This is a genomic window from Pseudonocardia sp. P1 (assembly GCF_000178675.2).
Classification (GTDB): domain Bacteria; phylum Actinomycetota; class Actinomycetes; order Mycobacteriales; family Pseudonocardiaceae; genus Pseudonocardia.
Map to the genome: position 1 here is coordinate 1,476,528 of NZ_ADUJ02000001.1, position 21,210 is coordinate 1,497,737.

A 21,210-nucleotide genomic window follows, 5' to 3' on the forward strand; every position below is an offset into this window, starting at 1 on the left:
GTGAACGACCTCATCGACACCACCGAGATGTACCTCCGGACCATCTACGAGCTCGAGGAAGAGGGCGTCGTCCCGCTGCGCGCGCGGATCGCCGAGCGCCTCGGACAGAGCGGCCCGACCGTGAGCCAGACCGTCGCCCGGATGGAGCGTGACGGTCTCGTCGTCGTGGCCGGGGACCGCCACCTCGAGCTGACCGACGAAGGGCGCGGCCGCGCCGTGTCGGTCATGCGCAAGCACCGGCTCGCCGAACGCCTCCTCATCGACGTCATCGGCCTGGAGTGGGAACTCGTCCACGCCGAGGCCTGCCGCTGGGAGCACGTGATGAGCGAGGACGTCGAGCGCAAGCTGGTGCGCCTGCTCGACAAGCCCACCGTCTCCCCCTACGGCAACCCGATCCCCGGCCTCGACGAGCTGGAGCGCGAGGACCACGGGCCGTCGGCCGCGTCGTCGGTGCCGCCCACGCTCGAGGTCGGGCTGCAGCGGCTCGACGAGCTCGCCCGCCGGGGCGGCGGCCGGGTCGAGGTGCGTCGCATCGCCGAGCACGTGCAGAACGACGCCGACCTCATGGCGGAGCTGAAGCTCGCCGGCATCGTGCCGGGCAACAGCGTCGAGGTCGGCTCGATCCCGCGGTTCGGCGACCCCGTGCCCGTCACGTCGGCGGACGACGAGAAGGCCACGGTCGCTCCGCTGGTCGCGCACGCGGTCCTCGTCCGGGCCCAGTAGCCCGGCCTCGCGGCGGCCGCCGCGGGCGCCCGTGAGAAGGTCGTGCCGCGGGACCGGCACGGCGCGGACCCGGGCGCGGACCAGGCGGGGAGGACCGGAGTGAAGCTGCTCGTCACGGGCGGGGCGGGGTACGTCGGCAGCGTGTGCGCGGCGCACCTGCTGGAGGCCGGACACGAGGTCGTCGTGCTCGACGACCTGTCGACGGGGCACCGCGACGCCGTCCCGGCCGGCGCCACGTTCGTCGAGGGCGAGCTCGGCAGCACGGCCGGTGACGTGCTCGGTGCCGGAGGGTTCGACGGCGTCCTGCACTTCGCGGCCCGCTCGCTGGTCGGCGAGTCGGTGGAGAAGCCGGAGAAGTACTGGAACGGCAACGTGGTCGCCTCCTTCCGGCTCCTGGAGGCGATCCGCGAGCACGCCGTGCCGCGGCTGGTGTTCTCCTCCACGGCCGCCACCTACGGGGAGCCGGAGCAGGTCCCGATCACGGAGACCGCACCCACCCGTCCGACCAACCCGTACGGTGCGAGCAAGCTCGCGATCGACCACATGATCACGTCGTACGCCGCGGCGCACGGCCTCGCCGCGACCAGCCTCCGGTACTTCAACGTCGCCGGGGCGCACGTGTCCGGCGCGGAGCGCCTCGGCGAGCGGCACGCGGTGGAGACGCACCTGATCCCGCTGGTCCTGCAGGTCGCCGCAGGCACCCGCGAGTCGATCTCGATCTACGGCGACGACTGGCCCACCCCGGACGGCACCTGCGTGCGGGACTACATCCACGTCGACGACCTCGCCGACGCGCACCTGCTCGCGCTGCAGCACGCGACCGCGGGCCGGCACGACGTCTACAACCTGGGCAGCGGTCGCGGCTTCTCGGTGCTGGAGGTCGTCGAGGCCTGCCGTGCGGTCAGCGGCCACCCGATCCCGGCCGTCGTCGCGCCGCGGCGGGCCGGGGACCCCGCGGTGCTGGTCGCGTCCAGCGAGCGGGCCGCCGGGGAACTGGGCTGGAAGCCGTCGCGCACCGAGCTGCAGCGGATCGTCTCCGACGCGTGGGAGTTCGCCCGCGGGCGCTGACCCGGTCACCCGTCGCCCTCCGCCGGGGCGCCGGTCGCCGCGGTGAGCAGCCGGCGCAGCCCTACCGGCCCGGCGTACGGACCCGGCGTCACCCCCGGGGTCACGGCACCCCGCAGCGACGTGTCCACGACCGTGGCCAGGATGTGGGCGGGGCGGTCCTCCAGTGCCCGCTCCACGGCGAGCGTGGCGAGGGCCCCGTCGCCACGCAGCAGCGCGCAGGTCGCCAGCAGCGCGGCCGCATCGGCCCGCTCGGGCGCCGGCAGCGCCCGGGTCAGTGCCGCCCACAGCTGCTCGGCGTGCGGTGCCTGCGCTCCGAGGCACCGGCGCAGCGCCTCGTCGCGGAAGTCCGGATCGGCGAGGGCCGCCGCCACGCCCAGCGCGAGACGGTCGTCGACGATCAGGCGCCCCTCGGCGGCGTCGTCGAGGCAGCCGTCGAGCAACCACGGGTCCGGCCGGCCCGGCCCACCCACCAGGACGGGTGCCGACCCGAGCCGCGCCCGGCGCGCGGAGTCGGTGACGTCGCCGTCGAGCTGGGCGCGGACCGCGGCCCGGTCGGGCAGCACCGCCCGGCCGCCCTGGACCGCGGCGGCCACCGCCACGGGCGTCGCGGTCGGGTCCGGGACCGTGCCGGAGCAGCCGCAGGCCTGTCCGGGAAGCGGGTAGCAGCTCCAGCGGTCCTCGGCGCGGGTGCCCGACGCCCACAGCACCGCCGTCGGCCCGATCCCCGCCCGCCGCAGCTCCCGCCGGACCGCCAGCGCGACGTCGCGCCGGGCGCGCCGGGGCGCGGCGGACGGCCGGCCCCGCACCACGACGGCCACCGCCCGGTCCGGCCCGCTCCCCGCGAGCACGGACACCGCGTCGGTGCACACGCGGCGCACGTCCCGCCCGGACGGCAGGTCGACCCGCACCGTGAGGCCGACCCGGCCCCGCAGCTCCGGCCCGGCCAGCCCGACCAGGACCAGCGAGTCCTCCGGATGGAAGCCGATCAGCACCGGGAGCGCGGCGACCAGGTCGCCGGGCGAGGAGAGCCGGAGCCGCCCTCCCGCGGCCGGCGGAGGGTCGCCCGCTGGCCAGGGGGGAGCGGCGCTCCCGGCCGGTCGGTGCACAGGAGACGGTGGCGGATCGGCGTCGGGCCGGGGGTGTGCGGTCATGACGGTGAGCGTGCGCCGGGTGGGCGATGTCCGGGCGGGACCGCCCGCCGGGCTGTGGACGGAGCCGCGGGCGCCTCCTTTCCGACACCGTCTCGTGGACAGCAGGCGGTGCCCGGTGCCGGTGCGCCGCGGTTCTGTCGGCTCCCGCTGGTAGGAGTCGGAGGGGGCGTCCGTGACCGGGCCACGGACCGTCCGCCGCCCGGATCCGCACCGATGTTCTGGGCGGGGACCGGTGCGCCCGCCTCGGGCGGAACGGTAGGAAGAACGCATGCGCGTGTATCTGGGCGTCGACATCGGCACGTCGGGCTCGAAGGGTGTCGTCGCCGACGCCGGTGGCCGGGTCCTCGCCCGCGCCGACCGCGCGCACGAGACCGCACAGCCCCGGCCCGGCTGGGTCGAGCACGACGCGGAGACGATCTGGTGGGGCGACTTCACCGCCGTCGTCCGCGAGCTGCTCGCCGCCGTCCCCGACGCCGAGCCGGCCGGTCTGGGCGTCTCCGGGATCGGCCCCACGCTGCTGCCCGCCGACGCCGACGGCCGGCCGCTGCGCCCCGCGATCCTCTACGGCGTCGACACCCGGGCCGCCGCCGAGATCGACGAGCTCACCGCGGAGATCGGCGCCGACCGCATCCTGGCCCGGGCCGGGACCGCGCTGTCGTCCCAGGCGGTGGGTCCGAAGTGGCGCTGGCTGGCGCGGCACGAGCCGGAGGTGTTCGAGCGCACGTCGCTGTTCCTGATGTGCTCGTCCTACCTGGTGCACCGGCTGACCGGCGAGTACGTGCTCGACCACCACTCGGCCAGCCAGTGCGACCCGATGTACGACCTGGCCGCCGCGGACTGGGCGCGGGACTGGGCCGAGGCCGTCGCCCCCGGGATCGCGCTGCCCCGCCTCCTGTGGCCGACCGAGGTGGCCGGGCACGTCACCGCCGCCGCGGCGGCCGCGACCGGGCTGCCGGAGGGTCTGCCCGTCACCGCGGGCACGGTCGACGCGTGGGCCGAGGCGACCAGTGCCGGCGTCACCTCCCCCGGCGAGGTGATGGTCATGTACGGCACCACGATGTTCCTGATCGAGGTGATCGACCGGCCCCGGCCGCACCCGGCGATGTGGACCACCCGGGGCGTCGTCCCGGGCACGCACACCCTGGCCGGGGGGATGGCGACGTCCGGTGCGATCACGAACTGGCTGCGCGACCTGACCGGCTCCGACTTCGCCGAGCTCGTCGGTGAGGCCGGCGCGGTGCCACCGGGCAGCGGTGGGCTGCTGCTCCTGCCGTACTTCGCGGGCGAGCGCACCCCACTGTTCGACCCGGACGCCCGCGGGATCCTCGCGGGGCTCACCACCGGTCACACCCGGGGCGAGGTCTACCGGGCGGCGCTGGAGGGCATCGCGCACGGCGTGCGGCACAACCTGGAGGTCATGCGGGAGGCCGGCGGCGGGACCAAGCGTCTGGTCGCCGTCGGCGGCGGGGTCCAGGGTGGACTGTGGACCCGGATCGTCACCGACGTGACGGGCGTGCCGCAGGACGTGCCGGAGCAGACCGTCGGCGCCGCGTTCGGCGACGCCTGGCTGGCCGCCGTCGCGACCGGGGCCGATCCTGACCTGCGCCGCTGGAACCCGGTGGCCCGCACCATCGAACCGGACCCGGTCGCGCGCGAGGTGTACGACCGGTTCCACCCGCACTACCGTTCGCTCTACACAGCGACCCGGGAGACCGCGCACTTCCTGTCCCACGAGCGGCGCCGCGCCTACCGGGGGTGACACGCTGTTCACGTCCGCCCTGTTGCCGGGTGCCCCGGCGACCGTGAGGCTGGTCGGCGTGAGTGCCGACGCCGAGGAGCGCCCCGTGTACGACTACGACCTGTTGGTGATCGGTTCCGGGCCCGGCGGGCAGAAGGCCGCGATCGCCGCGGCGAAGCTCGGCAAGCGGGTCGCCATCGCCGACCGCGGGCACATGATGGGCGGCGTCTGCGTCAACACCGGGACCATCCCGTCGAAGACGTTGCGGGAGGCCGTCGTCTACCTGGCCGGCCTGCACCAGCGGGAGATGTACGGCGCGAGCTACCGGGTCAAGGCCGAGATCACCATCGACGACCTGCTGGCCCGGACCCGGCACGTCATCGGCCGCGAGATCGAGATCGTGCGCAACCAGCTGCTGCGCAACCACGTCGACATCCTCACCGGCACCGCGCGGTTCACCGACCCGCACACCGTCGTCGTCGAGGGTTCCGGGCGGGGCGACCACAACACCGTCACCGCGTCGAGGTTCGTGATCGCCACCGGGACCCGGCCGGCCCGCCCGGACACCGTCGCGTTCGACGGCGAGCGGGTCGTCGACTCCGACCAGGTGCTCGAGCTGGGCCGGGTGCCCGGATCGATGGTCGTCGTCGGCGCCGGGGTGATCGGCATCGAGTACGCCTCGATGTTCGCCGCGCTCGGCACCCGCGTCACCGTGGTGGAGAAGCGGGACTCGATGCTCGGCTTCTGCGACCCCGAGATCGTGGAGTCGCTGAAGTTCCACCTGCGCGACTCGGCGGTGACCTTCCGGTTCGGCGAGGAGGTGTCCTCGGTCGATGTCAACGGCAAGGGCACCGTCACCAGTCTGGTCAGCGGCAAGAAGATCCCCGCCGACATGGTCATGTACTCGGCGGGCCGGCAGGGGCTGACCGAGGAGCTGCAGCTCGCCGCAGCCGGGTTGCAGGCCGACGACCGCGGCCGGATCGAGGTGGACAAGCAGTTCCGGTCCTCGGTGGAGCACATCGCCGCGGTCGGCGACGTCATCGGGTTCCCGGCGCTCGCGTCGACCAGCATGGACCAGGGCCGGCTGGCGGCGTACCACCTGTTCGACGAGCCGGTCCGGGAGCTGCACGAGCTGCAGCCCATCGGGATCTACACGATCCCCGAGATCTCGTTCTGCGGGCGGACCGAGGCCGAGCTGACGGCCGCCGCGATCCCCTACGAGACGGGTCTGGCCCGGTACCGCGAACTCGCCCGCGGCGCGATCGTCGGCGACTCCTACGGCATGCTCAAGCTGCTGGTCTCCCCCGACGACCACACACTGCTCGGCGTGCACGTGTTCGGCACGAACGCCACCGACCTGGTGCACATCGGCCAGGCGATCATGGGCTGCGGCGGGTCGGTCGACTACCTGGTCGACACCGTCCTCAACTACCCGACGCTGTCCGAGGCGTACAAGGTGGCGGCCCTGGACGCGACGAACAAGATCCGTGCGCTGGAGTCCGTGCAGGGCTCCTGACCCGGCGGTCCCCCACGGCCGCCGGGCCCGGCCGCCCGGTCAGGTGTAGGAGAACCCGTTGGCGTCCAGCCACGGCTTCGGGTTGATCTTCGTCCCGCTCGGGTCGACGACCTCGATGTGCAGGTGCGGGCCGGTGGACTGGCCCCGGTTGCCGACCTCGGCGATCTGCTGACCGGCCGAGACCTTCTCCCCGACCGACACCAGGGAACGGTTGATGTGGCCGTAGACGGTGACGGTGCCGTCGTCGTGCTGCACGCGGACCCACATGCCGAACCCGCTGGCGGGACCGGAGCTGATCACGGTGCCCGCCAGCGGGACGTGGATCGGCGTCCCGATCGGCGCGGCGACGTCCATTCCCATGTGGCCGGTGCCCCACCGGGTGCCGAACCCGGAGGTGACACGCCCGGTCACGATCGACACCGCGCCGCCCGCGGAGGCGGACTGCAGCGAGCCGGTCGCACCGGCGGCGCGGGCGGCCTCGGCGGCGCGCGCACGCTCGGCGGCGGCCTTCTGCACCTCGCCGACCGACGCCGACGCGCTCTGCACGGCCTCGGCGGCGCCGGTGTGCGCGGCGGGAGCCGCGGTGACGGTCCGTGCGGCGACCGAGCCACCCGCGGCGGCCGGGGTGGCCAGCGCGGCGATGGTGCTCGCGTCGGCGATCGGCGTCGCCGCCGGGGCGGAGTCCACCGGGGCCCGCGGCGCCGGTACGGCGGCCTCGGCGGGGGCCTCGGACGACAGCCCCTGGAACCAGGCCGCCGGGGAGGGCAGCTCGGCGCCGCCCGTCGTCGCGTGCGCGGCGCCGGCGAGCCCGCCGACCGCGACGACGGCCGCGACGACCTTCGCCGACGTCGAGACGGAGGAGCCCGTGTCCCGGGAGCCGGCGGAGCGGGAGGTCCCGGCGGGGTCACGGGGGACGGACCAGCCCGCGGTGCGGGCGTGCCGGACGTGCGGTCCGGCCGGGAAGGTGCCGCCGATGCCACCGGCCCCTGCCACCGCGAACTGCGGTGACAGGAGCCCGAGGCTCGCAGGTCGGCCCTGGGGGGAGCGATGCCGTGCCACGATCTTCCTTCCAGATCGCGGAACGGCGGACAACCCGTGGGGAGCGGGCAGCCCGTCGGGGGTCGGGCCGCGTCCGGTTCGTAACCGTTCCGTGATCTGAGAAGCACGCTAGCGGGGCTCGGCGCCCGGACAAACCCGAAAGGGTGATCACGAGACCACCGGAACGCGACGGGCGGTGAGCGGACGCTCGGTGACCGACACCGGCGCAACCTGCCGTTCATCGCAGCGACCACCGGCGATCTCACCCCGAATCAGGCGATCGACCTGCACGAACGCCGCCGGGCCCGCTCGGGCCGAGTGGTCTCGCCGTCCGGCCGGGGTGTGCCGGCGGTCACGCACCGTGGCCACCATCGGGTGGCACGCCGGCGGCACACCGGGTGCCGTCGAGCATCGCGTGCGGCGACCGGAGATCCGCACGTCAGCGCCCTGCCGGGCACCCCGGGAGCCGCTTGACGCACCGGCCGGGCGGGCCTAGCGTGCCCGCTCCCGGAGCGATCGGCCCCGGAGGTCACCCCGTGCTCGTCCGGACGGGAGGCACGGCCGTGGGCGACGCACCGCTGTCGACGGTCACGAACGCCGCCCGGCTGCTCAAGACCTTCCTCACCGACGAGGGCCCGGTCGGCGTCTCCGAGCTCTCGCGGCGGCTCGGCGTCGGGAAGTCCGCGGTGCACCGGCTGGTCACGACGCTGGCCGCGGAGGGGCTCGTCGAGCAGGACCCGCACACCGGCGGTTACCGGCTCGGCATCGTGGTGCTCGAGCTCGGCCGGGCGGTTCCGCTGCACCGCGAGCTGCACACGGCCGCGGCCCAGGTCCTCTTCCGGGTCCGCGCGCAGACCGGCGGGTCCGTGCAGGTCGGCGTGCTCGTCGGCGACGAGGTCGTCCACGTCGACCGGCTGGAGGGCCCCCACCACCCACCGCCAGGGGCCGGGAGCCGCGTTCCCGCCCACCGCACCAGCTGCGGCCGCGTACTGCTCGCCCACCTCGACCCCGCCGAGCGCGAGGAGTACCTGGCGCACCCGCCGATCCCCGCCCCCCGGCAGCCGGACGACCTGCGCGCCGGGCTGGACCGCGTGCTGCGGTCCGGCTGGGCGGAGGTGCCGGACGAGCAGGAGGGCGACGTCGCCTCGGTCGCCGCGCCGGTCCGCGACGCGACCGGCCACGTCGTCGCCGCGCTCGCGGTGGGCGCGCCGGTGTCCCGCTTCGGCCCCCCGGAACGACGACGGGTCGCCCGCCTCGTCGTCGAGGCCGGGGAGGCGATCTCCCGCCGGCTCGGGTGGGTGCCGGAGACCGGCGCCGGGCCCGGGGACCGGTGACCGGGACCCGTTCGGCCCACACCGTGCTCCACCGCCCGTGCACCCGGTCACTCGGTACCGCGATTGCCGGGAGGGTGTCGCCGGCGGTTGGCTGGAGCCGTGCGCCGCCTCCTGCTCCCGCTGCCGGTCTGTGCCCTGGCGGTGCTGCTGCTCGCCGGGCTCGCGCCCGCCGCCGTCGCCGCCCCGCCCGGACCCGCCGTCGCCCGCAGCGACACCCGCTACGTCGCGCTCGGTGACTCCTACGCCGCCGGGGTCGGGGCCACCCCCGATCCCGCCACCGGCGCCTGCCGTCGCAGCGACAGTTCCTACCCCGCGCTGTGGGCGGCCCGGAACTCCCCCGCGTCGTTCACGAACGTCGCCTGCAGCGGCGCGACGAGCGGCGAGGTCGTCGCGAAGCAGGTCCGCACGGTCGCCAGGGACACCTCGCTCGTCACGATCACGGTGGGCGGCAACGACACCGGCTTCGGGCCGGTGCTGGCGACCTGCAGCACGGCGCCCGACGACGAGACCTGCTTCCGCGCGATCCGGGCCGGTGAGCGTGCCGCCCGGTTCGTCGCGCCGGGCGGCCTGATCTCGACGATCGTCGGTGTCCGGCTGCAGGCACCGGACGCGACGATCCTCGTCCTCGGATACCCGCGGCTGTTCGAGCCCGGCGCGTCCTGCGACGTGAGCGGAGTGCCGAACGCGGCCCGGCGTGCGGCGCTCAACCGGGCCGCCGACACGCTCGACGCGTCGCTCGCCGACGCGGCGCAGCGCTTCCGCGGGGAGTTCGTCGACGTCCGGGGAGCCTTCGCCGGACACGGCCTCTGCAGTGCCGACCCGTGGATCAACCCGCCGGGGAGGTCCGCCGACCAGGCGCTCTACCACCCGACCGCCGAGGGCTACGCCGGCGGCTACCTGCCCGCACTCACCGCGGCGGCCGCACGCACCTGACACCCGGCGCCCAGGGGTTCCGGCGCTCGTCGCCGCGTGGCCATCTGCACGCCACCCACCGGACGAACCGGACACGAAGGGTCGAACCCGATCGTGTTCCCCCATCCGGAGGTACCCCCGTGCGCCCCCTGCGCCGCGTGCTCGGCACGCTGCTCCCCGTCGCCCTCGTCCCGGCCGCCCTGCTGGCCCTCGCCCCGTCCGCCGTCGCGGAGCCGCAGGAAGGCGGCCCCGAGGTCGTCGCGCACCGCGGCGCGTCCGGCGACGCCCCGGAGAACACCCTCGCCGCCGTCGACGAGGCCGTCGCCCAGAAGGCGGACTCGGTCGAGATCGACGTCCAGCGCACCGCCGACGGCCGCCTCGTGCTGCTGCACGACGGCACCCTGACCCGCACCACGGACGTCGAGCAGGTCTTCCCGGCCCGCGCGCTCGCCCCGGTCGGGTCCTTCACCCTCGACGAGCTGAAGCAGCTCGACGCCGGATCCTGGTTCGGTCCGGAGTTCGCCGGCGAGCGCATCCCGACCTTCGACGAGTTCGTCGAGCGGGCCGGTGACCGCGCGGGCCTGCTGATCGAGCTCAAGGACCCGGCGACCTACCCCGGCATCGAGAAGGAGGTGGCGGCCGCGCTCGGTGAGCCGCGCCCGGGCGTCGTCGTGCAGTCGTTCGACCACGACGCGATGCTGCGCTTCGCCGAGGCCGCGCCGGGGGTCCCCGCCGGGTGGCTCTACGAGACCCGCCCGACCGCCGCCGAACTCGACGAGGCGAAGGCCGCCGGGGTCGACCAGGTCAACCCGAGCTTCCGGAACACCGACGCCGCCCTGGTCGAGGCCGTCCGCGAGCGCGGCATGGAGACCGGCGTCTACACCGTGAACGAGGAGGCGGACATGCGCCGCATGCTCGACGCCGGTGTCGACCGGATCATCACCGATCACCCGGGCGTGCTGCGGGGCGTGCTCGGCGGCTGATCCGCGGGTCCCGGCCCGGGCCGTCAGTAGCTGTTGCCCGCCATCCCGAACGCGGCGATCCCGACGAAGAACACGATCGCCACGACCAGGACGGCGACGCCGATCCAGCCGAGCACGATCCCCGCGGTGGCCAGGCCGCCGCCCTGCTCGCCACGTTCCGCGATCTGCCGCTTCGCGACGTAGCCCAGCACCAGGGCGAGGATGCTCCCGAGCCCGTACAGCCAGAGGATCCCGAGGACGAGCGAGGCGATCGCCATGCCGTTCGTCGGGCGGGGCGGCGGGTAGGCGGGGCCCCAGCCGGGGTACGGGCCGGGCGGTCCCCCGTACCCCGGTGGGCCGGCAGCCCACGGTGGCGGGCCCGCGGCCCCGGGGCCGTACCCGGCGCCGCCGGGTGCGTCGTCCCCGGGCGTCCCGCCCGGCCGTGGGTCGCGGTCGTCACTGCTCACGGCACCACCGTGCCCTGCGCGGCGGCCCGGCACCAGCCCGGCGCGCACCCGGCCGGTCGACAGTGGACGGGCACCTACCCCTTCACACAGAGGATCGTGCGGAGCCGGTGCTCCACCCGGACGAGGTCGGTCTGCTCGGACATCACCGTGTCCAGGTCCTTGTAGGCGCCGGGGATCTCGTCGAGCACGCCCGCGTCCTTCCGGCACTCGACGCCCTCGGTCTGGGCCTGCAGGTCGGCCACCGAGAACTGCCGGCGCGCCGCTCCCCGCGACATCCGCCGCCCGGCACCGTGCGACGCCGAGCAGTACGACTCCGGGGCCGCCAGGCCGGAGACGATGAAGGAACCGGTCCCCATCGACCCGGGGATGATCCCCCGGCGCCCGCCCTCGGTGGAGATCGCGCCCTTGCGGGTCACGACGAGCTCGACACCGTCGTAGGTCTCCTCGGACACGTAGTTGTGGTGGCAGGACACCTCGGGCTCGAACGCCACCGGCCGGCCCAGTGCGCGGGCGAGCGCCGCCTCGAACAGCCGCATCATCACGTGCCGGTTGAGCCGGGCGTACTCCTGCGCCCAGAAGAGGTCGGCCCGGTAGGCGTCCATCTGCGGTGTCCCGGACAGGAACACGGCGAGGTCGCGGTCGGGCAGGTCCTGGTTGTGCGGCAGCTCCTTCGCCTTCTCGATGTGCAGGTTCGCGAGGACGTTGCCGATCCCGCGCGAGCCGGAGTGCAGCATCAGCCAGACCCGGTCGTCGCCGTCGGTGCACAGCTCGAGGAAGTGGTTTCCGGAGCCGAGCGAGCCGAGCTGCCGGTGTGCCTTCGTGCGGAGCGCGTCCTCGCTGGTCCACGACGCGTCGCGCAGGTGGTGCAGCCGGTCGAACCCGGTCCAGAACGCCGTCCAGTCGTAGCCGTCCTCGATGCCGAGGCGGGCCAGGTCGGGGCCGTCGCGGTGGCCGGCGCGCCCGACCGGGACGTCCCGCTCGACCTGCGACCGGACGCGGGCGAGCGAGTCGGGGAGGTCGGCCGCGGTCAGGTCGGTGCGGACCGCGGACATGCCGCACCCGATGTCGACGCCGACGGCGCCCGGGGAGACGGCGTCGCGCATGGCGACGACCGAGCCCACGGTCGCGCCGTAGCCCTGGTGCACGTCCGGCATGACGGCGACGCCGTGCGTCCAGGGCAGCGCCGCGCAGTTGCGCAGCTGGGTCAGTGCGCCCGGCTCGACCGATTCCGGGTCCGTCCAGAGACGGACCGGTGCGGCGGTGCCGGTGAGGGTGAACATGGCTCGTCCTTCCGGTTCGGTACGCCCCGGCGATCGGGGGTGATCGACGATCGCGCACCGGCGCCGGACGGGCATCCGCATTTCCGGTCGCGTGCCGCGGGGTCCGCCGACAGGGACCTCACGGGCCCCGACCTAGAATTCCGCCGACGGATCGGCCGCCCGGCCCGGTCGGCGACGGGGAGGCACCACGATGACGGCTGTACGGCGGCTCGCGCTGCTCGTCCCGGCGGCCCTCGTGCTCGTCGCCGGGTGCGGCGGGTCGCTCGCCACGCAGCCCGGCTCGTCCCGCCAGGCGACGACCACCGAGGCGGTCGCGACGACCCCGTTCTGCGAGGCGGTGCAGGCCAGCCGGGACGCCGCCCAGCCGGTCAGCGGGCTCGCGATCGGCCGCTCGCTGGGCGACATCGACCGGGTCGCCGCCGAGGTCCGCCGGGCGAACCAGCAGGTCAGCTCGCTGGCTCCGCAGGAGATCCGCGCCGACTTCGACCGGGCCAACCAGCTCGTCGAGCGTCAGCTGGAGCTGCTCGAGGCCAACGGCGGCGACACGATGGCCGTCGCACGGGACCCGGAGATCGCGCAGGCCCGCAGCGACCCCGAGTACCAGGCGGCGTCGCAGCGGATCAACGACTACGTCCGGTCGAACTGCGCGACCTGACCGCCGTCGATCACGACGGGGGCGCTCCGGCGCCAGCCGAGGTAGCGGTCGGCCTCGACCAGCAGGGCCCCGCCCAGCCACATGGCGACGACGGCGTCGTCGGTGAGGCCCAGCACGGCCAGGAACGCCTCGGGCACGAGGTCGACCGGCGAGACCAGGTAGGCCAGTGCCAGCAGGAACGTGGCCATCCGGCCCTTGCCCAGGTGCGGGTAGGTACCGCGCCAGGCGTCGCCGACCATGGACGGCAGGGCCCTGACCCGGGCGGCGGGGCCGGGCTCACCGGGACCGCCGCGACGGGTCAGCGCCCGGAACAGCGCGGTGAACGCGGCCGTACGACCGGCCCGGCGGGACGTGGCGGATGCAGCGCTCATGACATGGTCAACGCACGCGCACCCGCCGTCGTTCCCGGTGGAACGGACGTCACCCTCCCGGCGGGCCCCGCCCGGGGATCAGTGCGAGGCGAGGTAGATGTCGCGCAGCACCCCGGCCTCGGTGCTCATCTCGGCCAGCCGCTGCTTCACGACGTCGCCGATACTGATCATCCCGCAGAGCTTCCCGTCCTCGACGACCGGCAGGTGGCGGTGCCGCCAGCGGTTCATCTGCGCCATGACCTCGGCGATGGGGTCGTCGGGCCGGCAGGTGATCACGTGCCGGGTCATCACGTCGGCGACCGTCAGGCGGCTGACCGCGCCGCCGTCGGACGCGAGCCGGCGCACGATGTCCCGCTCGGAGACGATCCCGTCGACACGCTCACGGAACCCGTCGTCGGACACCACCAGGGCGCCGATGGCGGGCGGTCCGGCGAGCCGCGTGGCCGCCTCCCCCACCGTGTTCCACGACAGCACGGTCTGCACCGCGTCGCCCTTGATCCGCAGGATGTCGGACACCTTCATGGAACTCTCCCTTCGACGCCCGCTATTGTTGCGCTTGCGCAGTAGTTGTGCAATGCCAAGAACTTCCGGGCGAGCTCTCATCGGCCGGTAAAATCCGCCCGTCAGGGAGGGGACGCGACGTGCCCGACACACGAGCCCGCGAGATGGATCACGTCCGCAGCGCCGACGTGGAGGCCGGACTCGCGGTGGCGCGGCTGTTCACCGGGATCAGCGTCCGCGCCGTCGCCGCGACCGACAACGCGATCACGTTGCCGCAGCTCAGGGTCCTGATGATGATCGACGAGTCCGGGCCGACGAACGTCGCGACCGTCGGGCGCGGGCTGGGCGTGCACTCGTCCAACGCCACCCGGGTGGTCGAGCGGCTGGTGCGGGCCGGGCTGATCGCCCGCCGCACCCACGACGACGACCGCCGGCACCTCGTCGTCGAGCTCACCGCGGCCGGCCGCGCCGTCGTCCACGACATCGACGAGCACCGCCGGGCGGAGATCGCCGCCGTCCTGGGCAGGGTCCCGGCCGGTCGCCGTGACGACGCCGCCGCCCTGCTCGCCGCGCTCGCCGCCGCGGGCGCGCGTCCCGCCTCCGCATGACGGGACCGACCGTCGCCGACGACGTGCTGTCGGTCCTGCGCGAGGCGGGCGCCACGACCGTGTTCGGCCTGCCCGGCGTGCACAACCTCGCGTTCTTCGGTCCCGGACCCGGCTCACCGGTCGTCGTCCGGCACGAGCAGGCCGCGACCGCCGCCGCCGACGGCTGGGCCCGCCGCACCGGGCGGCTCGGCGCGGCCGTCGTGACCACCGGGCCGGGGGCGACGAACGCGCTCACCGGTCTCGGCGAGGCCGCGGCGGCCGGGTCACCGGTGGTGCTGGTGGCCTCGGAGATCCCGCAGCGGCTGCGGCGCCCGGGCCGGCTGCGCGGGGTGCTGCACGAGTCACGGGACCAGGCCGCGGTGTTCGCGCCGCTGGTGAAGGCGGTCCGCACCCCGCGCACGGCGGCCGACACCGCGCGGGCGGTCCGGGAGGCGGTCGTCGTCGCGCTGACCGAGCCGCGCGGCCCGGTCTACGTCGACGTCCCCGCCGACCTGCTGGGCGCACCCGCCGAGGTCGCTCCCTGCACCGTCGAGGACGGAGCCCCGGCACGACCCGACGACGACGCGCTCGCCGCGGTGACGGCTGTCCTCGCGGGCGGGACCGTCGTCGTCTGGGCGGGGCGCGGTGCCGTCGACGCCGCCGGACCGGTCTCCGCGCTCGCCCGCCGGCTCGGGGCGCCGCTGGTCACCGCATTCGGGGCGCGCGGGCTCGACGGCGCGCTCGACGCTCCCCCGCACGAGCCGGAGGTCGCCGCGCTCGTCGGGTCGGCGGACGTCCTGCTCGCCGTCGGCGGCGGGCTGGACGGGATGGACACCCGCAACTGGACGATGCCCCGCCCGCCGGTGCTCGTCACCGTCGACCCGGCGCCGCCGGCCGATCCGCCGGAGTGGACGCCCGACCACGCCCTGACCGGCGACGTGGCCGTGATCGCCGGGGAGCTGGCCGCCGGGCTCCCGGGGCGCGGGCCGTGGTGGGACACCGGCGTCGCCGGCCGGGTCCGGGCCCGCCTGCGTGACGACCCGGCGACCGCCGACGCCTGGACGCTGGTCGAGGCCGTCGAGTCGGTGACGGCGACCGGCGCCGCCGTCGTCTGCGACATGGCCGTCGCGGGCTACTGGACCGGCGGCTACGCCCGGGTGAGCGGGCCGCGCGGCCTCGCGTACCCGGTCGGCTGGGGCACCCTCGGGTTCGGCCTGCCCGCGGCGCTCGGCGTGGCGGCGACCGGGACCCCGACCCTGGCCGTGGTGGGCGACGGCGGGCTCGCCATGGCCGTCGGTGAGCTCGCGACGCTGGTGCAGGAGCAGCTGCCGGTGACCGTCCTCGTCGTCGACGACGGCGGGTACGGGATGCTCCGCTACGACCAGGACCGCGCCGGTGCGCCGCACGCCGGGGTGGACCTGCACACCCCCGACCTGGTCGCGCTGGCCCACGCGTACGGGCTGGACGCGGTCGACGTCCCGATCGCCGGGCTCGGCGCCGCGGTACGCGACGCCGTCGGGTCCGGCCGCCCGCACCTGGTCCGGCTCGGCGCCGCGCTGCTCCCGCCCCGCACGACCTCCCCCCGCTGGGACGACGAGTGACCGGCCGCCTCCCTTCCCGGTCCGTGATCACGGGTTACAGGTGGGACTCGTAGAAGGCGGCCAGGCGGTCGGTGGCCGCGTCGACGTACTCGGGGACGTCGTACATCTCGTAGTGGCCGGCGCCCTCGACGACCATGAGGTCGACGGGGTGCGGCGCCAGGTCCCACAGCCGCCTCCCCGCCTCGGACGAGCCGGTGTTCCCTGCGCGCCCGGCGAGCACGACCTGCAGCGGCTGGGTCATGAGCCGGTCGACCAGGTGGAACGCGTCGTACCCCAGGAGCAACGCGTCGCCGCGCGCGAGGCGGCGGTTCGTCGAGTGCTCGTGGCCACCCCGCGCGGTCCGGTAGTAGGTGACGGCCTGGGTGGTGTCGAGGTCGGTCAGGCCGGCCGCGACGGCGTCCTCCGGGGTGTCGGGCAGCCAGTTCACCCGGGCCTGCTCACCGGTGCGGTTCTCCTCGGTGCGTGCGGCGGCCAGGGCGTCGAGCGCGGCCACCGGCCCGTCCGGCTGGAAGCCGCGGAACGAGGTGCCCATGTTCCCGGGGACGACCGTGCCGACCGCCCGGATGCGGTGGTCGGTCCGGGCGGTGTGCACCGCGTAGCCGCCGCCGGCACAGATGCCGAGGACGCCGATCCGCTCCGGGTCGATACCGGGGAGCGTGCCGAGAGTGTCGATCGCGTACGAGATGTCCTCGCCACGGCGGTACGGGTCCTCGAGGTCGCGGGGCTCGCCGCCGCTGCTCCCCTGGTGTGCCGGGTCGAACACGAGCGCCGCGATGCCCCGGGCGGCGAGGCGGGCGGCGTAGTTCGCGCCGATCTGCTCCTTCACGCTGCTGCCCGGGGTGGAGAGCACGACGGCGCGCAGCGGCGCGTCGCCGGCGTCGTCGGGCAGGTGGAGGTCGGCGGCGAGCTCGATCGGCCCGCGCAGGATCGTGACGTGCTGGAGCACCGGGTGACGCCTTCCGCCTAGAGTCCGTCCGACCATCGGCCGTTCCGGACCACCACCAGTTCATTCTCGTACTTGTTTAGAACTGTACTACCTGACGGGAGACGCGCATGTCGGTCGACGCCGCGCAGCTGTGGACGCTGAACCACCGCCTGCTCACCGTCGTGCTGGACGCCTGCACAGGCGAGCTGGCCGCGCTCGGGCTCGAGACGAAGGAGTTCTTCGTCCTCGCCGAGGTGGGCACGTCGCCGTACCCGGCCGAGCTGGCGGCGGCGCTGGTGATCCCCAGGGCGAGCGTGACCGTCTACGTCCGCAACCTCGTCGGCAAGGGACTCGTGCGACGCGAGATCGACGACGCGGACCTCCGGCGGCACCGCCTCGCGCTCACCCCCGAGGGCGAGGTGGCCCGGGACCGGGCACTCGCGGCGCTCGCGACGGAGTTCGAGCGCAGGCTGGCGACGATCACGGCGCGCGACCGCGCCGCACTGCAGCGGATCCTGCACGCCCTGCTCGCGCCCGGGGAGTGACCCCGGCCGGTCAGCGCTGTCGCGGCCGCCGGGCCCGCCTGACGACCAGCAACGCCCCGACCCCGGCCGCGGCCGCCCCGCCGGCGAAAGGGGCCGCGGCCCGCGCGATCTCCCCGGCCCGGGTGACCAGGGCCTCGCGCCGGTAGGCGATCGCCCCGGTGAGCCGGTCGAGACTCGCCCGGAGCTCCGTCGCCGCGTGGACGACGCGCTCGTCGCGGCCGTCGGAGCGCGCGGAGAGCCGGTCGCGCAGGTCCTCCGCCGAGACCTCGCTCAGGTCGAGCATCTCGGCCTCGCCCCGGGACGCGCCCTCGGAGCCGTCGTTCCTGTCGTGACGCCCCACGGCGACCTCCCCTCGTCCGGCCCGGCATCCCCCCGGACCTGCACGAACAGTCAACACGGGACCCGTGCGACCGGCCACCCGCCGAACGGCGGGGGTCCTCCTCAGCAGATTCTCAGACATATCTCGTTGCAACGCTGACAGGTCGCGATATATCGTGATGGCACACGAGCCGATCGAAGAGGAGGCTCACGACGAGAGGACCACGAGTCATGACCACGCGAGACATGCCCTGGGGCCCGCCGTTCGCACGCGGACGCCGCCCCGGCCATCGCCACCCCCGGGCCCGGTTCGGACCCGACTCCCCCTTCACCTGCGGCCCCCAGGAGGCACCCATGGACGACGAGCACGACGAAGGAGAAGAGCGCGGCCCGCGCGGCCGCGGACGCCGGCACCACCGCGGTGGCCCCCACGGTCGCGGACGCGGCTTCGGGCCGGGCGGCCCCTTCGGACCCGGTGGCTTCGGCCCCGGTGGCCCCTTCGGACCGGGTGGCTTCGGCCCCGGCGGTCCGTTCGGGCCGGGCGGACCGCGCGGCTTCGGCCGGCGGGGCCGTCGCACCGCCCGCGGTGACGTCCGCACGGCGGTGCTCGCCGTCGTCGCCGACGGCCCGCGGCACGGCTACGAGATCATCCAGGAGATCACCGCGCGCTCCGGCGGACAGTGGAAGCCGAGCCCCGGCTCGGTCTACCCGATGCTGTCCCAGCTCGAGGACGAGGGCCTGGTCCGCTCGGAACAGACCGAGGGCCGCCGGGTCGTCCACCTCACCGAGGAGGGCACCCGGCACGTGGAGGAGAACCGCGCCGCGCTGGACGCGGTGTGGGCCCCCTTCACCGCCGACGGCGAGGCGTCCGACGAGCCGGCCGACGGGCTCGGCGAGGAGCTGTCCAAGCTGTTCGCCGCCGCCCAGCAGGTCGCTGCGGCCGGGTCGGCCGAGCAGGTCGCCTCGGCGACCGAGTCGCTGACCGAGGCCCGCAAGGCGCTCTACCGCCTGCTGGCGGAGTGATCACGCCGGTGCCCGGCCGCGCGGCCGGGCACCGGTGTCCTCAGGACAGTTCGCGGCGGCGACGGCCGCGCCGCAGCACGTCCCGGATCGGCGGGACGACCGTGCCCTCGGCCGCCATCACCCGGCGCGCCTTGCGACGGGCGCCGACGACACCGACCACGGTGATCGCCCAGATCGGGAACTGCACCAGCCAGGCCGTCCGGAACGCCTCCGGCGTGTAGCCGCCCGAGGCCCCGAGCACGGCGCCGACGAGCAGCGTCGTCGTCAGCGACGCGGTGAACCCGCCGACGTTGACGATGCCGACCGCCGTCCCGCGCCGGTGCTCGGGGTTGAACGTGCGGGCGTAGTCGAACCCGACGGCCGAGCACGGCCCGTTCGCGGCCAGCACGACGACGAGCAGCACCAGCAGCCACATCGGCGCCGGCGGCGGCACGAGCAGCACCGCGACCCACACCAGCACGGTCGCCGCGATCACCGACAGCACGAGCCAGGACCGGCGCAGCGGGTGCCGGGCGGTGAACTCGCCGAACACCGGCCCGACGACGGCGCCCGCCAGCACCAGCACGGTCAGCATCACCGAGGCACCGGTCGGGCTCATGCCCTGCCCCACCACCAGGTACGGCACGCCCCAGAGCAGCGCGAACACCAGGCCGGAGAACTGCGTCCCGGCGTGCGACCACAGCCCGAGCCGGGTCCCCGGATGGCGCCACGCGCCCTTCAGGCCGTCGAGGACCTCGCGCGGGCTCGCGGCGGCCGCCGGGGCGGGCGCACCCGGCGGGCGGTTGCGGAACCCCGCGAACACCGCGATCCCGGCGACGACGCCGGCCCCCGCGGCGGCGAGGAACGCCGGTGTCCAGCCCCAGCCGTGCAGCACGGTGGCCAGCGGCACCGCCGAGAGCACCTGCCCGAACTGGCCGAGCAGCGCCGTGAGCTGGGTCATCAGCGGGACCCGGCGGGCCGGGAACCACACCGACAGGACCGACAGCACCGAGATGAAGGTCAGCGCGTCACCGACACCGACGAGCACCCGGGCCATGATCGCCAGCGGCAGCGAGGTCGCGAGCGCGACCAGGACCTGCGCGGCCGTCATCGTCACCGCGCCGGCGAGCACCATCGTCCGCGCGCCGAACCGGTCGAGGAGCAGCCCGACCGGGACCTGCAGCATCGCGTAGACCAGCAGCTGCAGGACGAGGAAGCCGCCGAGCATCGTCGGTGACGCGTCGAACCGGTCGGCGGCGTCCAGCCCGGCGACGCCGAACGAGCTGCGTTGAAGCACCGCCACGACGTAGGCGAGGAGACCGGCGGACCAGACGAGGTAAGCGCGCTGTGACGTGTGCATGACGGAACCCCATTGTGGTCCATGCGCACACCGCACACCCGCTCCGACGACACGTCTCACACCGCGGACCTCCGACGAGTACCGGGCGCGGGCGGCGCGCATCCGGATAGGGTCGGGCCGCACGCCACGACACGGAGGACACCGGTGCTCGATCCCGCCCAGCTCTACCAGGTCGACGAGGCCGCACCGCGGCTCGACGAGCCCGTCCTCATCGTCGTCCTCGACGGCTTCGTCGACGCGGGGAACGCCGCGGCCCTCGCGGTCGGCGCGCTGACCGACGAGCGCGAGACCACGCCGGTCGCGAGCTTCGACATCGACCAGCTCGTCGACTACCGCTCCCGGCGCCCGCCGCTGCGCTTCGAGACCGACCACTGGTCCGACTACGACCCGCCCGCCCTCGACGTCGTCGCACTCACCGACACCGGCGAGACCCAGTACCTGCTCCTCTCCGGCCCCGAGCCGGACACCCAGTGGGAGCGGTTCGTCGCCGCCGTCGGCCTGCTGGTCGAGCAGCTCGGCGTCCGCCTGGTGATCACCCTGCAGGGCATCCCGATGGCGGTGCCGCACACCCGTCCGATCGGCGTCACCGCGCACGCGACCCGCCCCGAGCTGGTCGAGGGCCACACCCCCTGGTTCGCGACCGCGGACGTCCCGGGGAGCGCGGCCGCGCTGCTCGAGTACCGGCTCGGGCAGACCGGTCAGGACGCGATGGGGTACGCCGTGCACGTGCCGCACTACCTGGCCCGGTCGGCGTACCCGCAGGCCGCGCGGGTGCTGCTGGACCACGCCGGCCTCTCCGCCGGTCTCTACCTGCCGACCGAGACGCTGACCCGCGCCGCCGAGCAGGCCGACACCGAGATCGCCGAGCAGATGGCCGACTCCGACGAGGTCGTCCAGGTGGTGAAGGCGCTCGAGGAGCAGTACGACCAGGTCGCCGCGGCCCGCGAGGGCGGGAACCTCACCGACGAGCTGGAGGGTCGTGACCTGCCCAGCGGTGACGAGCTGGCCGCCGAGTTCGAACGCTTCCTCGCCGCGGGCGGCGACGACAAGCCCGGCGACAAGTCCGGGCGCGACAACGACCCGCCGCAGGAACCGCCGGCCCCGCCGGCACCGGCGTGAGCGTCCGCTAACACCGGCACCGCGCCCGGCGAGTCCC

General features: G+C 75.0%; 22 protein-coding genes. 13 read left to right on the forward strand and 9 right to left on the reverse strand.

What is annotated here, in order from left to right:
- Both PP1_RS06335 and galE read left to right on the forward strand, forming a co-directional pair.
- Positions 1–723 carry a metal-dependent transcriptional regulator gene (locus PP1_RS06335; RefSeq protein WP_010235530.1) on the forward strand — a complete coding sequence of 241 codons (723 nt, stop codon included), beginning with the start codon at positions 1–3 and terminating at the stop codon, positions 721–723.
- Between the two features lie 99 nt (positions 724–822).
- The gene (gene galE, locus PP1_RS06340; RefSeq protein ID WP_010235527.1) at positions 823–1,791 is read left to right on the forward strand and encodes a UDP-glucose 4-epimerase GalE; all 969 of its coding nucleotides are present in this window, start codon (positions 823–825) and stop codon (positions 1,789–1,791) included.
- 5 nt (positions 1,792–1,796) lie between these two features.
- Here galE and PP1_RS06345 read toward each other — a convergent pair whose 3' ends face one another.
- A complete protein-coding gene (locus PP1_RS06345) occupies positions 1,797–2,942 on the reverse strand; it encodes a DUF4192 domain-containing protein (protein WP_139323835.1) in 1,146 nt (381 codons plus the stop codon).
- A gap of 268 nt (positions 2,943–3,210) precedes the next feature.
- On the opposite strand from PP1_RS06345, the gene PP1_RS06350 reads away from it, so the two are divergent.
- Entirely contained in the window at positions 3,211–4,701 is a 1,491-nt protein-coding gene (locus PP1_RS06350) for an FGGY-family carbohydrate kinase (RefSeq protein ID WP_010234672.1), read from the forward strand.
- A gap of 58 nt (positions 4,702–4,759) precedes the next feature.
- Positions 4,760–6,196, forward strand: a complete 1,437-nt coding sequence (gene sthA / locus PP1_RS06355; protein WP_029239727.1) for a Si-specific NAD(P)(+) transhydrogenase — start codon at positions 4,760–4,762, stop codon at positions 6,194–6,196.
- A gap of 39 nt (positions 6,197–6,235) precedes the next feature.
- On the opposite strand, the gene PP1_RS06360 is transcribed toward sthA, so the two are convergent.
- Positions 6,236–7,189, reverse strand: a complete 954-nt coding sequence (locus tag PP1_RS06360) for a M23 family metallopeptidase (protein WP_227012647.1) — start codon at positions 7,187–7,189, stop codon at positions 6,236–6,238.
- Positions 7,190–7,797: 608 nt separating this feature from the next.
- Here PP1_RS06360 and PP1_RS06365 point away from each other — a divergent pair.
- The 3 genes from PP1_RS06365 to PP1_RS06375 all read left to right on the forward strand — a co-directional run bounded on the left by PP1_RS06365 (position 7,798) and on the right by PP1_RS06375 (position 10,463).
- On the forward strand, positions 7,798–8,568 hold the full coding sequence (locus PP1_RS06365) for an IclR family transcriptional regulator (protein ID WP_075315026.1): 771 nt from the start codon (positions 7,798–7,800) through the stop codon (positions 8,566–8,568).
- Positions 8,569–8,667: 99 nt separating this feature from the next.
- On the forward strand, positions 8,668–9,501 hold the full coding sequence (locus PP1_RS06370) for an SGNH/GDSL hydrolase family protein (protein ID WP_060572742.1): 834 nt from the start codon (positions 8,668–8,670) through the stop codon (positions 9,499–9,501).
- Between the two features lie 119 nt (positions 9,502–9,620).
- On the forward strand, positions 9,621–10,463 hold the full coding sequence (locus PP1_RS06375) for a glycerophosphodiester phosphodiesterase (protein WP_010226117.1): 843 nt from the start codon (positions 9,621–9,623) through the stop codon (positions 10,461–10,463).
- A 23-nt stretch (positions 10,464–10,486) separates the two neighbouring features.
- On the opposite strand, the gene PP1_RS06380 is transcribed toward PP1_RS06375, so the two are convergent.
- Positions 10,487–10,909 carry a DUF4190 domain-containing protein gene (locus tag PP1_RS06380; RefSeq protein WP_139317192.1) on the reverse strand — a complete coding sequence of 141 codons (423 nt, stop codon included), beginning with the start codon at positions 10,907–10,909 and terminating at the stop codon, positions 10,487–10,489.
- Between the two features lie 74 nt (positions 10,910–10,983).
- Entirely contained in the window at positions 10,984–12,189 is a 1,206-nt protein-coding gene (locus PP1_RS06385; protein WP_010226113.1) for an RtcB family protein, read from the reverse strand.
- Between the two features lie 190 nt (positions 12,190–12,379).
- On the opposite strand from PP1_RS06385, the gene PP1_RS06390 reads away from it, so the two are divergent.
- The gene (locus PP1_RS06390; RefSeq protein WP_010226111.1) at positions 12,380–12,844 is read left to right on the forward strand and encodes a hypothetical protein; all 465 of its coding nucleotides are present in this window, start codon (positions 12,380–12,382) and stop codon (positions 12,842–12,844) included.
- Here the strand turns inward: PP1_RS06390 and PP1_RS06395 are convergent.
- Together PP1_RS06395 and PP1_RS06400 are read right to left on the reverse strand one after the other, a co-directional pair.
- The gene (locus tag PP1_RS06395; protein ID WP_010226109.1) at positions 12,817–13,215 is read right to left on the reverse strand and encodes a YkvA family protein; all 399 of its coding nucleotides are present in this window, start codon (positions 13,213–13,215) and stop codon (positions 12,817–12,819) included. The genes PP1_RS06390 and PP1_RS06395 overlap by 28 nt on opposite strands.
- Before the next feature lie 78 nt (positions 13,216–13,293).
- Positions 13,294–13,737 carry a CBS domain-containing protein gene (locus PP1_RS06400; RefSeq protein ID WP_010226107.1) on the reverse strand — a complete coding sequence of 148 codons (444 nt, stop codon included), beginning with the start codon at positions 13,735–13,737 and terminating at the stop codon, positions 13,294–13,296.
- Positions 13,738–13,856: 119 nt separating this feature from the next.
- Here PP1_RS06400 and PP1_RS06405 point away from each other — a divergent pair, with 119 nt between their 5' ends.
- Together PP1_RS06405 and PP1_RS06410 are read left to right on the forward strand one after the other, a co-directional pair.
- Positions 13,857–14,324 carry a MarR family transcriptional regulator gene (locus PP1_RS06405; RefSeq protein WP_139317193.1) on the forward strand — a complete coding sequence of 156 codons (468 nt, stop codon included), beginning with the start codon at positions 13,857–13,859 and terminating at the stop codon, positions 14,322–14,324.
- Positions 14,321–15,904: a thiamine pyrophosphate-binding protein gene (locus tag PP1_RS06410; RefSeq protein WP_083697083.1), complete on the forward strand. Its 1,584-nt coding sequence runs from the start codon at positions 14,321–14,323 to the stop codon at positions 15,902–15,904. Before PP1_RS06405 ends, PP1_RS06410 begins: the two co-directional genes overlap by 4 nt.
- Positions 15,905–15,938: 34 nt before the next feature.
- On the opposite strand, the gene PP1_RS06415 is transcribed toward PP1_RS06410, so the two are convergent.
- On the reverse strand, positions 15,939–16,850 hold the full coding sequence (locus PP1_RS06415) for an alpha/beta hydrolase (protein ID WP_010236331.1): 912 nt from the start codon (positions 16,848–16,850) through the stop codon (positions 15,939–15,941).
- A 107-nt stretch (positions 16,851–16,957) separates the two neighbouring features.
- Between PP1_RS06415 and PP1_RS06420 the strand changes: the two genes are divergently transcribed.
- Positions 16,958–17,374, forward strand: coding sequence for a MarR family winged helix-turn-helix transcriptional regulator (locus PP1_RS06420; protein ID WP_010236335.1), 417 nt, complete (start codon positions 16,958–16,960; stop codon positions 17,372–17,374).
- 10 nt (positions 17,375–17,384) lie between these two features.
- Here the strand turns inward: PP1_RS06420 and PP1_RS06425 are convergent, their stop codons facing one another.
- Entirely contained in the window at positions 17,385–17,714 is a 330-nt protein-coding gene (locus PP1_RS06425; protein ID WP_010236339.1) for a hypothetical protein, read from the reverse strand.
- 332 nt (positions 17,715–18,046) lie between these two features.
- On the opposite strand from PP1_RS06425, the gene PP1_RS06430 reads away from it, so the two are divergent.
- Positions 18,047–18,715, forward strand: coding sequence for a PadR family transcriptional regulator (locus PP1_RS06430; protein WP_212592096.1), 669 nt, complete (start codon positions 18,047–18,049; stop codon positions 18,713–18,715).
- 40 nt (positions 18,716–18,755) lie between these two features.
- On the opposite strand, the gene PP1_RS06435 is transcribed toward PP1_RS06430, so the two are convergent.
- A complete protein-coding gene (locus PP1_RS06435; RefSeq protein WP_075314106.1) occupies positions 18,756–20,054 on the reverse strand; it encodes an MFS transporter in 1,299 nt (432 codons plus the stop codon).
- Between the two features lie 144 nt (positions 20,055–20,198).
- Between PP1_RS06435 and PP1_RS06440 the strand changes: the two genes are divergently transcribed.
- On the forward strand, positions 20,199–21,173 hold the full coding sequence (locus PP1_RS06440; RefSeq protein ID WP_010243878.1) for a proteasome assembly chaperone family protein: 975 nt from the start codon (positions 20,199–20,201) through the stop codon (positions 21,171–21,173).
- Positions 21,174–21,210 lie beyond the last annotated feature (37 nt).